The sequence below is a fragment of the Anabaena sp. UHCC 0187 genome (assembly GCF_009712035.1).
Taxonomy (GTDB): Bacteria; Cyanobacteriota; Cyanobacteriia; order Cyanobacteriales; family Nostocaceae; genus Dolichospermum.
The window spans coordinates 316,524-331,321 of sequence record NZ_VILB01000011.1 but is presented as its reverse complement, the minus strand read 5'-3'; the positions used below and the strand labels follow the sequence as shown (position 1 = coordinate 331,321).

Below are 14,798 nucleotides of genomic sequence, written 5' to 3'. Positions count from 1 at the left end.
TGTTAATTAACCCTTTAACTTTTTCCCAACTCTTGCAAAACTTTTTTTTACAAGAGGTCTACTAATAAATATGACTCATGAATTGCTAAATGCACCTAAAACTAGAGTCAAATCATCATCAGTGCGCTGGGTAATCCGCTCGGAGCTTAAAAACTTCATTAACTGTTCTTTTGCTAATATTCTATCTTCCGCATTGGCTACAAACTCGAACAAAGGCAGAAAGAAGGGTTTGTGAGGTTCACCAACCATCATATTCAAAGCCAACATTTGTAGTCCATCAGTGAGAACACCAACATTCACAATTTCTTCCCGCCATAATTTAACTTGTGCTGTCTCTAAGGCGGAAGGAGATGTCAAAAAGGTAGTTTCGTTAATATACTCGCCGCTGCTGGGTATAGTTAAGGCGATGAGATTGCCCATACTATTCTTAGCTACAGCTAAACCATCTCCCACTTGAGCTACAGCCGCAATCTGTGGTGTAGCAATCATGAGAATTAAGGTAGTTGCTAAATCATGAAGTTGATTGTTGCCAGCATCCGCCTCAGTTTCTATGGCTTGGCGGGCGACTAACATGGTATCAGTTAGCAAATGACGCAAAAAATCATCATTAGCTAAAGCATCATTGGTAATCTCTTGGAGAGAAAGATGTTCTATTGCCGTTTCTACAGCAATCATTGATCCCACCTTTCCTAGTTTAGCAGAACCTGCACCATCGGCTGCTGCTATGATCAACACATTATTTGCTAATAGCTGCCAATGGTGAGCATCCTGACAAAGTTGCTGGTTTTTTGAGTGGCTAGTTCCACAGACAGAGGCGGCTACTATGCGCCATTGAGAAATCTGTTTTGATGTGTTCATATAATTTGTTTTCCACAGCTAGTTCAATTTGAACATCAAGCTGTAATTTTATAGCAGGAGTCAGGAGTTACCGAGTCACCAAGTCAGGAGTAAACCTGTATTGTGGACGGCGTTTCGTTATTAATTGATGTCCTAGTCACCTTATCCGTTGCTATAACTAAACAGTTCCCCAACCAATTGGCGGTAGTGCTACCTGTTCATCACTTACCTTAGAATGAGATACCGCTGACATACTCGCAGATAGCCAAACAAACATCTCAATAAAGTTTAAGCCTTTTAGCTTCAGCGGACTCCGCACAGCAATTTGACTTAATCGGCTCATGTTCGCATTATCTACACCTACTGTAAAGAAGGCCACACGTTTACTAGATTCATCTCCTTGCAGTCTTTGGGCTGCTTGTTCGATCACATGATCTAGTTCACCTTGGGGTTCACCATCGGTAATCATGAATACCCAAGGACGATAATAAGCAATACCATTAGTCCGATACTGAGATTTGCGCTCTTGGATAATATCTAATGCTTTGTGAATTGCCGATCCCATGATTGTCAATCCCTGGGCTGTCAGAATAGGTGGGTTAAATTGATCAGCAGTTACAAAGTCCTGTACAACATTGACACTACTGTCAAAGGTTACAATTGCTACTTCTACCCTTCTGGCTGCTAAGGAATTTTTTACCAGTTCATCTTTTAAACTCAGCAAACCTTGATTTAAAGCTTCAATTCGTTCCCCCTGCATTGAGCCAGATGTATCAAGTAATAATACGCATGGGCAACGTGGTTCTGGATTTTCCGCAAATTCTACAACTTCATCAAGGTTAAATGTATCAATCATAACGTTTTGTGTTATGTTATAGTCCAAAGCTTTATTTTCCTTTTCTTCAAAGTATATAGTTTCTGGCGCTAGGATGACTAAAATTATGGTATTTTGCGGGAGATTATTTATTTTGCCAGTAAAGATCCTCATTTGGGCAATCTTTACCAAATATCTCTCCTACTTCCCATCACTACTTAGTCAGTGGTAATTTATAGACTGTTTACCATAATTGCACTTAGCCCAAGTTAAAATGAGAGAATTCAGGGGTCAGTCAGCAGGGGTTTAATATTGCTAAAGCTGTAATAATCAATATATAGATTTACCTCCATAAATTTTTAAAGATTCTATGTGGGATTTTGTCTATCTTAAAGCTAATAAATTCATCATTGTTAAATCCATTTCCAGGAGGAATATCAGTATGAAATTTGATGAATTTAAATGATCAAGAAAAAATATGACAACCTGGAGATTTTCCTATAGACAAATGGTGAAAAATCAGCATAAAAAATTACATAAACTGTTACATTCAAATTGGATAAACTTTAGAAGATGTTTTTCATTGATATTCATAATTTAATAACTCTGATCATGACCATTTTTCTCAGTGATATCATATTACAGCCTGATATTTAATCTTTTCCAAGAGTATATTGATGTATCCGCCAAAAAATTGTAAAAACTATGAAGAATACTGGCACGTTTACCAAACTATCTCCCCAGGGTTTATTAAGACAATTAACTAATTGTCATGAAACTACCTGTTTGCAAGCATTTAGTAACTCTGTATCTTGGTTGATATATATAGAACAGGGGAAAATCGTTTATGCAACTCATTCAGTAGAACCCTTTGATAGATTAGAACGACAAATGCGTCGTCTCCATGAACAAATTCCTCTCGTAGATAATGAAGTGCGTATACAAATGCGCTTGATGTTTGACAATGAAGATCACCATAATTTACCTAGCCAGCCTCCAGAATATGAAGCGATTAATTGGCTAGTTACGGAAAAACATCTGCTTCCGACTCAAGCAATATTACTTATTCAAGAATTAGTTAAAGAAGTAATTGAATCATTTATCCTCATTAAGATAGGCACTTATGAACTAACAGAAACACTGCATGATCTCACGGTAATTTGTAAATTGGATGTCAATTCTATCATAGAGCAATGTCAAAATCAGTTACAAAATTGGCGTTATCTTGGTAGATATATATCTTCTCCCTATCAGCGTCCGTATTTATTAGTTAGTAGCAAATTTCATGATAAAAGACTACCACCACTACAGGAGAATATTACCAACTGGATGAAGGGTTTTAGCTTGCGTCATCTAGCGATTATTATGAATCAGGATGAATTGCAACTAGCTTTAAGTTTATACCCCTATATTGTGAAAGGTTCTATAGTATTACATGAACCAGATCCCCCATTTGATAAATTACCGAAAACCTATCCACATTCATTCCTATTTTCCGAAGATAGCACAGAATTAGTTCGGGGTAAATTATTTGTTTTAGACGTAGCACCAAGCACAGATACTCCTGAAGAAACTCCGATTATTTCTCCAGAGAATGTAGCGGTTCAGCAGCTAGTACCAGATATTTCTGATCTACCTCAAGAGGATTTGCAACCAGAAATAGTTGCAGCAGAAAAAATCAAAGTTAATAGGAGAACTCTACAAAAAACCTACAAAATTATTTCTGTAGATGATAGTCCCACGATTCTTAAAGAAATCAGTCGCTATTTAGAAGATGAGAATTTTACTTTGGTAACTATTAATGAACCAGTGAAAGCAGTCATGTCAATTATTCGACATAAGCCGGATTTGATTTTACTGGATTTAAATATGGCAGGAATTGATGGTTATGAATTATGTAAAATTATCCGCAATAATTCCATGTTTAAAAATATTCCCATTATTTTTGTGACTAGCAATAAGGGAATTATAGATAAGGTAAAAGCGAGATTCGTCGGTGCTTCTGGATATCTAACCAAACCTTTCACCCGTGCTGAATTGCTGAAAATGATTTTTATGCACTTGGCATAATTGAGGAATTAGGAATTAGGTCTCAGGAAGAAGAATAGAGTTTGGAAAGTGTTGGGAACTATACTCAAGTCAACCCAACCCACCCTTGTATAAGTTTTTTAAATAGACATTTTCGCAAAATTGGTAAAGTTGATGTTTATTGAGAAAAATTCTCTCTATTCTCAATAATATTGATAATGTTATCAATAAGGTAACGAAAATAGGTTTTTACAGGATTGATAAATACCCCTTGACTTTTTGTGCTAGTATTAGAGATATAATTGGCTAAAGTGCTATCTAATTTTTGGGCTTAATCAAAAGTCTGTATGGTGTTGGGTTTCCTTGCGTCAACCCAACCGACAGTGAAATTAGTCAAAGCGGATAATTTGCACCTTCTATGCTGCTTCCCGCAGTTGTGTGGGTACAGGCACTTCTGGAAACGGTAGGGAAAGTTGTTCTGGTGATGGTGCTGATGCTTCTTCTAATACTGTGACTTCAATATTTACACTGACTAAATAACTACCTGTATCTGCACCTACGGCTTCAGAAATTATTTTAGCTATATCTGGACGTTTTGCAGTTAAAGGATCACGGATAATACAACGATCCCATTCATGTTTGGCGGTGGGGTTAAGATTGAGAATATAATGCTTCATCATAGGTGTAGTCCTTAGGTGTAGTCCTTAAAATCCTTATTCCATAAGTCTTTCCAGGTTTGAAGACTATTTCCGTATTGTAGTACAAATTTACTAAAATAGCAAGATATTCAGCCAACAAAAATGTAGAAACGCTCTAGCAAGCATCTCTACATTTTTATGTCTACTCAGCAACAAAAATTAAATATTTTTTGCTACTGTTGATGAAAATTGAGACTAAGTATTTTCTTGATAACTCAACAACGGAGTATCATTAATCCAGATGGCTTGTTGTGGTATAGGAATTGCTATTCCGGCTTGATCTAAGGCAATTTTGAGCCGACGACGATATTCTCGCGCCACATCCCATTGTTTGAGGGGTTGGGTTTTAATCCAGACGCGAATCATCATCCCGCGCTCGCTAAAATTATCAATTCCCAAAATACTGGGTTTTTCCAGGATTTGCCGCTTCCAGAATGGTTCTTGATTCATATCCACAGCTACGTCTGTGATTAACTTCAAAGCGTGATCAATATCGGTTTGGTAAGAAACAGGAATAGTTAAATCAGCCCGTGACCAACGACTAGAAAGATTGGCAACAATTTTGACTTCACTGTTAGGAATTGTAATTAAACGTCCTTCTGCATCTCGCACTTGAGTCATCCGCAGATTGAGATTTTCTACCAATCCTCCCACATCTCCCACAGTAATCACATCACCCAGAGCATATTGATCTTCGAGAATAATTAAAAAGCCATTAATGGCATCTTTAATTAAGTTCTGAGAAGCGAGAGATACAGCTACACCAATTAAACCTGCACCAGCTAATAAAGGAATTATATCTATACCCAAGGCAATCAAAGCGATTAAAATACCAACTCCTATCAAAAGCAGAGTGGTGATACTTTTTGTCACTCCTGAAAATGTGGAAACTCGCAGTTGTGTCCGTTCAGAATTACCTGATTTTAATATCACTCCACCGCTAATTATAGTTGTGGTAAATTGGTCAATCAGAGCATAACTAAACCGAATTACTACATAAGTCCCTAATCCGACAATACCGACTTTTAGAGGGATTTGGGCAACGGCAAGAACTGCTATTTGTAAGGCTCGTGTGTAGGGAAATAACCCCAAAATCACAAAACTTCCACATCCCCAAATTCCTGTTTGAGTTAATTGGAATAGGCGTTTTTTGACTTCTGCTAAATGCTCACTTTGCTGGTAATTTAGCTGGGTGGTAATTGATTCATCTGTTTCCACCGATGGAGAAATTGGTTCTCCTGAATCCTTGAGAGAACGGCGTTGCCAATGATATATGAGTAAACTCGACAAGATAACTACTAAGGCAATACCACCTGCTATTTTACCTTGATCAATTAAATAGTGAGTTTGTCTTTCTGCTTTTGCTGTTGCTAAGTCTTTTTGCAAATCTCCAGCGATTTGATTGGCTAATGTTACCGGATCTAACTGACGTAATTCAGCATCATCGGAATTAACCGTCATGAGATATTTTTCATTGATGTAAATTACGGGCAAATTATTTACTTTCAGGATTTTGATATCAAATTTCTGATTACCTGAATAAAAATAATCTTGACTAATTTGCTGCAAATTTAGTTGAATATTTTGCAATCGTTGGGAAACATCATTTTTGGATGCGGCAATTTGAAATAATTGACGACCATCTAAATAAACCCATTCGGAAACAGTGGGATCTTTCGCAGAACTAGCTGCACTGCTAGGAGTGGATAAGTATGGTAAAAGAGGGATTTGGGCTGTAGCTTTTGGTATTGATACAATGGTGATTACCATTGCGCTAGTTATCCCCAAAAATTTAAAGCGCACTCAAATACCTCCTTGAGCAAAGTTTATTTGTAAATTTTTTAGAGTCATTTTCACCATAGGAATTGAGATGATGTATGTCAGGTGGAATCTGTCTCTAATTGCTGATTGTTCTATCGTCAGATAGATAAATTTTGTTGATAGTTATGATCTGGCTATTTGTTCATCATACTCATAACAGATATTTGTAGGATATGACAACCCGGAGGCAGAGATTGATAATCTTTATAGGTCAAGCTGGTAAGAGTAGCATTGAGTAGTTATGGGGAAATTACAGCAAAAAATTGCGAGTCGTGGCACAATCTATGGGAGTACGAAAATTTTCACGTACATTTTTCATTTTTTTTAAAGGATAATTTTTCATGACCGCAACCACTCCCAGATTAAAGCACGAGGTTAAAGACCTCGGCCTAGCTCCCTTGGGAAGACAACGCATTGAATGGGCTGGTAGAGAAATGCCCGTATTGAAGCAAATCCGCGATCGCTTTGAGAAAGAAAAGCCATTTGCTGGATTGCGGATTGCTGCTTGCGCCCACGTCACCACAGAAACTGCACATTTAGCGATCGCTCTCAAAGCCGGTGGTGCTGATGCAGTTTTAATTGCTAGTAACCCTTTATCAACTCAAGATGACGTAGCTGCAAGTCTTGTAGCTGATCATGAAATTTCCGTATTTGCTCAAAAAGGCGAAGATGCCGCTACATATAGCCGCCACGTCCAAATAGCCTTAGATCATCGCCCCAACATCATTGTTGATGACGGTAGCGACGTGGTAGCAGAATTAGTTCAACATCGTCAACACCAAATCGCTGATTTGATTGGTAGCACCGAAGAAACCACCACCGGTATCGTGCGGTTACGCGCCATGTTTAAAGAAGGCGTTCTCACCTTCCCCGCGATGAACGTTAACGACGCAGACACCAAGCACTTCTTTGATAATCGCTATGGTACTGGTCAATCTACCTTAGATGGAATTATCCGCGCTACAAATATTTTGTTGGCTGGTAAGACTGTTGTGGTTGTCGGTTATGGCTGGTGTGGTAAGGGTACAGCCCTCCGCGCCCGTGGGATGGGTGCAAATGTCATCGTTACCGAAATTGACCACATCAAGGCTATTGAAGCCGTTATGGATGGTTTCCGTGTGTTACCAATGGCAGAAGCAGCGCCTTACGGTGATATCTTCATTACTGTCACAGGTAACAAGCACGTCGTTCGGGGTGAACACTTCGATGTCATGAAAGACGGTGCGATTGTTTGTAACTCTGGTCACTTTGATTTGGAACTTGATTTGAAATACTTAGCCGCTAATGCTAAGGAAATCAAGGATGTCCGTCCTTTCACTGAAGAGTATAAGTTGACAAATGGTAAATCCGTTGTCGTACTCGGACAAGGACGTTTGATTAATTTGGCTGCTGCTGAAGGACACCCCAGCGCAGTTATGGATATGAGTTTTGCTAACCAAGCTTTGGCTGTTGAATACCTGGTGAAGAATAAGGGTAGTTTAGCTGCTGGTTTGCACTCTATTCCTAGAGAAGTGGATGAAGAAATTGCTCGCTTGAAGTTGCAAGCTATGGGCATTTTCATTGATAGTTTGACAGCAGATCAAATTGACTATACCAATTCTTGGCAGTCTGGAACGTAAGTCATTAATTAGTTGATTTTTTTGGGGATAGGCTTTTGGGCTTATCCCCTTTTTTTTCGTTTTGTGTTATGGATTTGTTTAATGAACCACGAAGGAACGAAGAGCGCGAAGGAAGAAGGGAAGAAGGGAAGAAGAAATAAGATGAAAGTTTAAACTTTTTTGAGAAAATTTCACTAACTTATTTTTTTTGCAACCCTTCTAAAGCAACAATTAAAAAAGGTGCAGATGGATGATTAAGTAATTTTGCCAAATCTGTAATATCACTTTGTCTTATCACATCCATAATTTCCTGCATTAAGTTGGAATTATTTTCTATATTTTCAATACTTTTAGCTGCAATTATCATCTTTTCAGTAGTTGTATTCATTGAATTTAAAGTGCTTATCTCTACTAAGATTTTCTGAATTTTATCAGCCAGTGCTGTTATTTTCTGTGTATTTTCTTTATTTACAATTTTATAGTGTTTTTCAATTTCTCTACCAATCTGCTTTAATTCTGTATAACCTTGATTTCTGAAATCAAACAAACTTAAAATTACATATGAAGTATATCTACAAATTTCCGATAGTTCTGATGGAGTAATACTTTTCCTGAATCCAGTATGAATGATTTTTGAACGTTTATCATAAAGATAAGAAATTCTTTTATAAATAGTCAAGGTTTCACAATCTTTAATAAAATGATAACGACTCAATGCTAATGTAATTGAAATTCCTTTACACAAAGCATGAGTAATTTTTTCCTTCTCGTTAGAGAATATAGTTTCAAGAGCAGTCCAATATTTTAAAAATGCAATATCAAGGTCGAATTCATTTTGAGCTTCTCCAGTCCAATATATTGCAGTTATAATACTTCCTTCTAATTCGCTGATTTGCTCATTATTTAAAAAGGTTTTAACTTCATTTAAAAAAGCTTTTTCTTCTAGATCATTAAGCAGCTTTTTATTAATAATGAATTTCTGTAAACTTCTTCTTCCTCTACTTCTTATAGAACCTGTTGTATTATTTGTAACTTCTTGGTATAGCAAATATTCAGTTTGAGTATAAGCTTCTGAAGCAATATTGATTTTAAAAATATTTTCAGAAATTCTTTCATGTGTCCAAACACATATTATATATCTAAAATAATTTATTAATTCTTTAGATTTGTATCTAACAATTTCCTCTGCCTTATCTGAATCACCAAAAGCTGAACATATCATCACTACTTTATTCAAAAAATTATCTTCAATATTTTTTTTCAGATTTTCAGCATATAAAGGATTGATTTCAATATTCTTTTCATAAAAATCATTCGTTAAATTTTTATCGAATTTAACTATTTTTATATTTCCAAAAGATATTTGATTTATTTCTTCTAACTCTAACCCATCTAAAATAAAAAAGAAGTCAATTTTTTTAATTTGTTCGGACATACGAGAAAAAATTGCTGTAATTACATTCTGAAAATTTCTCTTCTCAATACCTTGATAAATATTACTTATTTCTAGCTCAAGTTCTATTTTTATAGATTTCCAAATAGTATCATAAGTCGCAATTTCTTCTGTTTTTTTATTTATATAAATAGTTTTAAAGTAAAAAATATCAGTAAATTCGCGCATTTTTTTAATTGATTCATCATTGAACATCCATATTTGGGAATTAATTGTTAAATGGGGAGTTTTAAAAGATTTTGCTAGATCCTCAAGCGTTGAGGCAATACAATAATTTTTTGGTTTAATTAAAGTATTCCAAGTTTGATTAATTGTTTTTTCAATTTTCTGGTCTACAAATTTGAATTCCATATTATTACCTACTTATCCCAATCCTGCATATTTCTGCGCTGCTTTGGTTAGAAGTCCATTTAGAACGACAAAGCTTGTAGATGTTCCCTTCTCCTTTGCTTCAGCCATCACCTTTTTCCATATAGTATCATTCTTGGCATTGTCTAAAAAATTGTGTCCTTCCCAGGTAATTTTATGTACTAAAAAACCTGACGTGCCTGCCTGAGTTTTATCAATCTCACCATCAAGTAATTTGGACTCAATCATAATTTCAATATGTTCAATAATCGTAGCTTCATCAAATCCTTCACAGGTAAAACTTTCAATATAAACTCCCGGAGAATAAGATTCAGCTTGAAGCAATATTTGTCTGACAAGATTCCAGTCTCGTTTCATGTTAATAACACTCACGTATATCTAATTGAATTTTATGTGTATTTTAAGTATAGCACCCAGCAAATATAATTCGCGTCTACACAGACAAAACCCGCCTACGCGTGTTCAAAAATCTTGTTTTTAGTCCACGCAGTTATGTAGGTTGGGTTGAGGGATAAAACCCAACATCTTTATAATTTTACCATTTTGGGTTGCGCTTTGCTTAACCCAACCTACGAATTATTACTAGGTAAAGAATAATGATAGTAGGATAGAACTTAATGTAAAACAATGATAAAATAAAGTAATGTCAAAAAAGCGTAAATTACTGGAGAAAGTTCTTTCAGGATCTAAAAATCTTCAATTTGATGATTTAGTCACTTTAGTTGAAGCCTTTGGTTTTTCCCTATCACGTATCAACGGTAGTCATCACATTTTTACACATCCAACTATCCCAGAACTTATTAACTTACAAAATCGCAATGGTAAAGCTATTCCTTATCAGGTTCGTCAATTTTTGATTTTGATTGAAGAATATGCACTCACTTTGGAGAATGAGCAATGAAGCAGTATCACATTAATATTTTCTACAGTCAAGAAGATGAAGGTTATATTGCTGATATTCCTGATTTAAAATATTGTTCAGGATTTGGTTTAACTGAAGAAGAAGCACTGCAAGAAGTTTTGAAAGCTAAAGCTGCTTGGTTAGAAGCTGCGGAAATAGAAGGTAAACCAATTCCCGAAGCAAGATATAAACCTGTAATTTATCAGATAGCTTCATAACTTTATAGTCTTATGGAAAGATTAAATTATCAAGAGATAGTAAAATATATTATCTCTAAATATGCAAAAGACCAAGCAGAGGAAGATTTACTAACTGTCTTTGATAGAATTGGTAAAAATGCTCAAGCTAAAGGACTTACAGAAGAAATATTGGAACAATTATTATCTGATGAATCATAAATTAATTATCATTGATATTCCTACAGAATCATCTCATGCTAACCGTAACCATTGATGAAATCCAGAAAAACTTCACTAGCTATCTTCACCAAGTAGCAGCAGGAGAAAGCATAATTATCATCGAATCAGGTAAAGCAATTGCAGAAATTAAACCAGTTCCCAATGTTATGGAAAAATTAGATTACCCTGAATTAGTACAACAAGTGTTAGCAACACATACAGACGGTCATTGCTCTGAAGGAACAGAAATCGAGTTAATATTTGATATTCAAAGAAATCGCTATCTAGTAGTTCATATAGGTTGGGAAGGTGAAAATAGAACCTATGGTACAATGATTCATGTAGATATTAAAGATGGAAAAATTTGGATTCAGCGCGATTTTACAGAAGAAGGAATTCCTAATCAATTAGTAGAGTTAGGAGTACCGAAAACAGATATTGTGCTAGGTTTTAGAGCGCCTCATATTAGGCAGTTTACTGGTTTTGCAGAGGGTTAATTTTTTTGCACTCTTCCTTTGCGCCTTTGCGTCTTTGCGTGAGATAAAAAAATTACCCCAAAGTCAAAATACCCTCTGGAAAATCCACCACCAACCGCAAAAACTTCAACCACTCAGAACCAAGCAAAACTTCATTAATTCCTTTACCCACATTCACAGGAATTTGATACTGCTTTCCGTCTAATATCACTTGACCTAAATAAATCTGAAATTTTGATTCACCTTTAGCTGTCCGTAGCATTTCCTCCCCACTATACACCCATTCTAATCCATCTAAATCTTGTGTATTAATAGCCATAAAACCTGCAAAGCCCGTATCAAATAGGGCATCTACAGGAAGATTTAAGCCATCATTAGTAACTAATTCAATCTCAAAAAATAATTGCCCATTACCTCCAAAATAACCATCTATCATATTGTGCCAGTTGTTCCCGTTTCATTTAAACAAAAAACGAAATGTCTAGATTGAGGATATTTTTCCAACATTCTTTTATGAGATTGCATTCTATCCTGATCAACTAAATATTCTCCACTATCTGGTTCTATGGCAATATACCAACCATAGTGACTTTCCATATATTCAGGACGGACACGCTCAAAAATTGCCCAACAACGTTGATAAAATATTTCATCCTCTGCTTCTCGTCTAGCTAATTCTTCTGGTGCTATAATCAATTCGGGAAAAATTCTTCCTCTTCTTACTACTTTTTTTGATGTTATATGAGTCATATTATTAACTTGAACTCTATTTATTATTTTAACTTGAATTTTTCTTGATTGCAATGTTTACCATTATTTAAACATAAAATTAAAACTCTTTCTTTACGTTCTCTGCACCTGAAGCGTGAAATAAAAAAGCGATGGCTTATCTTTAATTATTAGCAAATAAGCGATCGCCATATTTAAAAAAGCTGATTATGTTGTTAAATTCAAACTTGCTGGTAGTAGTGAATAAACATCTTTAATATGACTAATTGTTTCACCGGGTTGAAGTAATAACTCAGCTAATTTACGGACTGCATTTATAGAAATACCCATCATTATTTCATTTCTATATATGAAACAACTACCAAATTTTTGACGATAAGTAACAGAATAAAGTTTAGCCCCTAAAAACTCCTGGTGAGAATTTTCATTCTGAGTTATGGTTTGTAAATTCATCTCAAGTTGCATAAATAAAAAGATTTATCACGATGCTTACCTTATTGGTATAGGAAATTTGCTCAAAATTTATCTGTTTTGACAAATATTCAGACTTCCAAGAAGTTAGCTTTTATTTTTAAATAGTTTACATAATTAATCTTTAGCGATTTTTATAAATTTCACCGTGATATAAATACTGATTTAACGTGATAAATATCACACAAAGTTTGTGATCTGTGTTCATGCTTTTAGCTGATCTATGTCGAATAGCGAGATAATAAAATATGAGATTACACTTAATCTTTTGTTAAAAAAGTGCAATTGTTTTTAATGCTACTGGAGAAATTTATACCTCTCTATCAATTCCTATATTCGGGATACTTATGACTAATGCGGCAATTTTTCCTTAATCAATTATCATGGTGACTAATTAGCTCTATAAGTGATATTCCAGAATATTTGTTCAGAATGAAAAACCGTTATCATAATAAGTAATATTGCTACAACCCAGTTAATTATCTGCTCATTTAAGACTCAAAAAACCCTATGTTAGCAGGCACAATTTTACAGAATGGAAAATATACCATCCTCCAGGAAATAGGGCGGGGCGGATTTGGTGTTACCTTCAAAGCTATGCACCACTATTTAGGACAAGAAGTGGTGATGAAAACCATCCATGAACGGTTGCAACAACATCCCGATTTTCCCAAGTTCCAACGCCAATTTCAAGATGAGGCCAAAAGATTAGCCGCTTGTGTTCATCCTCATATTGTGCGGGTAAGCGACTTTTTTGAGGAAGATAATCTTCCTTACATGGTGATGGAATACATTCCTGGAGAGACCTTAGGTGCAGCATTTGTATTACCAGGAATACCCCTACCAGAAACCACAGCCATTCATTATATCCGCCAAATAGGCGCAGCATTGCAGGTGGTCCATAATAATGGCTTATTGCACCGAGATATTAAACCAGATAATATTATTTTGCGTCAAGGAACTCAGGACGTAGTGCTAATTGATTTTGGCATTGCTAGAGAATTTAATAACGGGGCAAAGCAGACACATACAGGCTTAGTCAGTGAAGGATATGCACCCATTGAGCAGTATTTGACTCAAGCCCAACGCACAGCAGCTACAGACGTTTATGGTTTAGCAGCAACTTTATATGCACTATTAACAGCACAAGTTCCCCTCCCTGCATTATTACGGGACAGGGAACAAATGCCCTCTCCCCGTGAACTACAACCCCATCTGAGTGGGGCTGTCAATCAAGCAGTTATCCGGGGAATGGCTGTAGAACCTCACTTTCGTCCGACCACAGTAGCAGCATGGTTGCAACTACTACCAGAAAATGGGGTAAATTTTACATCACCACTTTTACCTACTCAAGCAGCGCCGACTATTAATTTATCAGATTTAAAATCAGCAGATTTACTCAAAAAAGCTCCTTCTCATCCTCAGGCTACACCATCAAAATTCGCAAACATAGGCAAAAAAGCCAGTATATCTAAGGGAGTTATTAGCATTAGTATCGCCTTAGTTGCGGCTACAGCAGGTTTTAGTATGACGCGAATATTCTCAAAACCTGATTTACAATCATCACCTAAACCACTTTTTGAACAACCTACCTACGAACCTAACACACCGAAACCTGTGGTTGAAATATCTCCATTATCTGAAAATCAAAAGACGCAAAATTCTTCTTTGAGTGAATCTGCACCCCTACCTAGTGTGAGGAGAAAACGCAAAAATATGCGGATTTCCCCAGAACCAACTCCTACTAGCAATCGTAATTCTGAAGAAAAAGCACCTAAAAACAACTCCCAATCTATCCCCACTCCCGACACCACAATCAAGAAATCAACACCGGTTGTGACTTCTACACCATCCTTAATGGATACCTTGCGTAATGCGAAGGAATCTCAGCAAGCTTCTCCTCCCCCAGAGAATACTGCACCGGAATCCAATCCTGTAGTTATTCCCCCCAAGGAATCTCAACCAGCAAATTCTTCTTCTGTGGTAGTCCCAACCCTAGAAACAAACCCAAATCAAGCGCCGGAAAGTCAGCAGCAAAAGGAAGAAAAGCCGCAATAATATTTGGTAAAATCAACGGAGAGGGGGGGATTCGAACCCCCGTTGAGTTGCCCCAAAACGCATTTCGAGTGCGTCACCATCAACCACTCGGACACCTCTCCACAACAAACTCTGAAGTTTTTGCTTCACTAGCCGCGCTTTCGATTA

The 14,798-nt window shown here is 36.3% G+C and carries 16 protein-coding genes and 1 tRNA gene; 7 read left to right on the top strand and 10 right to left on the bottom strand.

Annotated elements, in window-relative coordinates; all coding sequences use genetic code 11:
• Window positions 1–75: 75 nt before the first annotated feature.
• The gene (locus FJR11_RS10615; RefSeq protein ID WP_168503644.1) at window positions 76–858 is read right to left on the bottom strand and encodes a PP2C family serine/threonine-protein phosphatase; all 783 of its coding nucleotides are present in this window, start codon (window positions 856–858) and stop codon (window positions 76–78) included.
• Window positions 859–1,015: 157 nt separating this feature from the next.
• The gene (locus tag FJR11_RS10610; protein WP_168503643.1) at window positions 1,016–1,693 is read right to left on the bottom strand and encodes a VWA domain-containing protein; all 678 of its coding nucleotides are present in this window, start codon (window positions 1,691–1,693) and stop codon (window positions 1,016–1,018) included.
• Window positions 1,694–2,356: 663 nt separating this feature from the next.
• On the opposite strand from FJR11_RS10610, the gene FJR11_RS10605 reads away from it, so the two are divergent.
• A complete protein-coding gene (locus tag FJR11_RS10605) occupies window positions 2,357–3,721 on the top strand; it encodes a response regulator (protein ID WP_168503642.1) in 1,365 nt (454 codons plus the stop codon).
• Window positions 3,722–4,095: 374 nt separating this feature from the next.
• Here the strand turns inward: FJR11_RS10605 and FJR11_RS10600 are convergent, their stop codons facing one another.
• Together FJR11_RS10600 and FJR11_RS10595 are read right to left on the bottom strand one after the other, a co-directional pair.
• Window positions 4,096–4,359, bottom strand: coding sequence for a hypothetical protein (locus FJR11_RS10600; protein WP_168503641.1), 264 nt, complete (start codon window positions 4,357–4,359; stop codon window positions 4,096–4,098).
• Between the two features lie 213 nt (window positions 4,360–4,572).
• Window positions 4,573–6,147 carry a mechanosensitive ion channel family protein gene (locus tag FJR11_RS10595; protein ID WP_168504186.1) on the bottom strand — a complete coding sequence of 525 codons (1,575 nt, stop codon included), beginning with the start codon at window positions 6,145–6,147 and terminating at the stop codon, window positions 4,573–4,575.
• Window positions 6,148–6,539: 392 nt separating this feature from the next.
• Between FJR11_RS10595 and ahcY the strand changes: the two genes are divergently transcribed.
• Entirely contained in the window at window positions 6,540–7,817 is a 1,278-nt protein-coding gene (gene ahcY, locus FJR11_RS10590) for an adenosylhomocysteinase (RefSeq protein ID WP_168503640.1), read from the top strand.
• A 178-nt stretch (window positions 7,818–7,995) separates the two neighbouring features.
• On the opposite strand, the gene FJR11_RS10585 is transcribed toward ahcY, so the two are convergent.
• Both FJR11_RS10585 and FJR11_RS10580 read right to left on the bottom strand, forming a co-directional pair.
• The gene (locus FJR11_RS10585; RefSeq protein ID WP_168503639.1) at window positions 7,996–9,600 is read right to left on the bottom strand and encodes a HEPN domain-containing protein; all 1,605 of its coding nucleotides are present in this window, start codon (window positions 9,598–9,600) and stop codon (window positions 7,996–7,998) included.
• 12 nt (window positions 9,601–9,612) lie between these two features.
• Window positions 9,613–9,975: a DUF2513 domain-containing protein gene (locus tag FJR11_RS10580; protein WP_168503638.1), complete on the bottom strand. Its 363-nt coding sequence runs from the start codon at window positions 9,973–9,975 to the stop codon at window positions 9,613–9,615.
• A 286-nt stretch (window positions 9,976–10,261) separates the two neighbouring features.
• Here FJR11_RS10580 and FJR11_RS10575 point away from each other — a divergent pair, with 286 nt between their 5' ends.
• The 4 genes from FJR11_RS10575 to FJR11_RS10560 all read left to right on the top strand — a co-directional run bounded on the left by FJR11_RS10575 (window position 10,262) and on the right by FJR11_RS10560 (window position 11,414).
• A complete protein-coding gene (locus tag FJR11_RS10575) occupies window positions 10,262–10,519 on the top strand; it encodes a type II toxin-antitoxin system HicA family toxin (protein WP_168465855.1) in 258 nt (85 codons plus the stop codon).
• Window positions 10,516–10,737: a type II toxin-antitoxin system HicB family antitoxin gene (locus FJR11_RS10570; protein ID WP_168503637.1), complete on the top strand. Its 222-nt coding sequence runs from the start codon at window positions 10,516–10,518 to the stop codon at window positions 10,735–10,737. Before FJR11_RS10575 ends, FJR11_RS10570 begins: the two co-directional genes overlap by 4 nt.
• A 12-nt stretch (window positions 10,738–10,749) precedes the next feature.
• Complete coding sequence (locus tag FJR11_RS10565) at window positions 10,750–10,917, top strand: hypothetical protein (RefSeq protein ID WP_168503636.1); 168 nt, start codon at window positions 10,750–10,752, stop codon at window positions 10,915–10,917.
• A gap of 167 nt (window positions 10,918–11,084) precedes the next feature.
• Complete coding sequence (locus tag FJR11_RS10560) at window positions 11,085–11,414, top strand: XisI protein (protein ID WP_071189669.1); 330 nt, start codon at window positions 11,085–11,087, stop codon at window positions 11,412–11,414.
• Window positions 11,415–11,466: 52 nt separating this feature from the next.
• On the opposite strand, the gene FJR11_RS10555 is transcribed toward FJR11_RS10560, so the two are convergent.
• The 3 genes from FJR11_RS10555 to FJR11_RS10545 all read right to left on the bottom strand — a co-directional run bounded on the left by FJR11_RS10555 (window position 11,467) and on the right by FJR11_RS10545 (window position 12,575).
• Window positions 11,467–11,829: an aspartyl protease gene (locus FJR11_RS10555; protein ID WP_168503635.1), complete on the bottom strand. Its 363-nt coding sequence runs from the start codon at window positions 11,827–11,829 to the stop codon at window positions 11,467–11,469.
• Window positions 11,826–12,143: a hypothetical protein gene (locus FJR11_RS10550; protein ID WP_168503634.1), complete on the bottom strand. Its 318-nt coding sequence runs from the start codon at window positions 12,141–12,143 to the stop codon at window positions 11,826–11,828. The genes FJR11_RS10555 and FJR11_RS10550 overlap by 4 nt, the downstream gene beginning before the upstream one ends.
• A 186-nt stretch (window positions 12,144–12,329) precedes the next feature.
• Complete coding sequence (locus FJR11_RS10545) at window positions 12,330–12,575, bottom strand: hypothetical protein (RefSeq protein WP_217358224.1); 246 nt, start codon at window positions 12,573–12,575, stop codon at window positions 12,330–12,332.
• A gap of 528 nt (window positions 12,576–13,103) precedes the next feature.
• Between FJR11_RS10545 and FJR11_RS10540 the strand changes: the two genes are divergently transcribed.
• On the top strand, window positions 13,104–14,651 hold the full coding sequence (locus tag FJR11_RS10540) for a serine/threonine-protein kinase (protein WP_168503632.1): 1,548 nt from the start codon (window positions 13,104–13,106) through the stop codon (window positions 14,649–14,651).
• A gap of 16 nt (window positions 14,652–14,667) precedes the next feature.
• On the opposite strand, the gene FJR11_RS10535 is transcribed toward FJR11_RS10540, so the two are convergent.
• Window positions 14,668–14,752 (bottom strand) — tRNA-Ser (locus FJR11_RS10535).
• Window positions 14,753–14,798 lie beyond the last annotated feature (46 nt).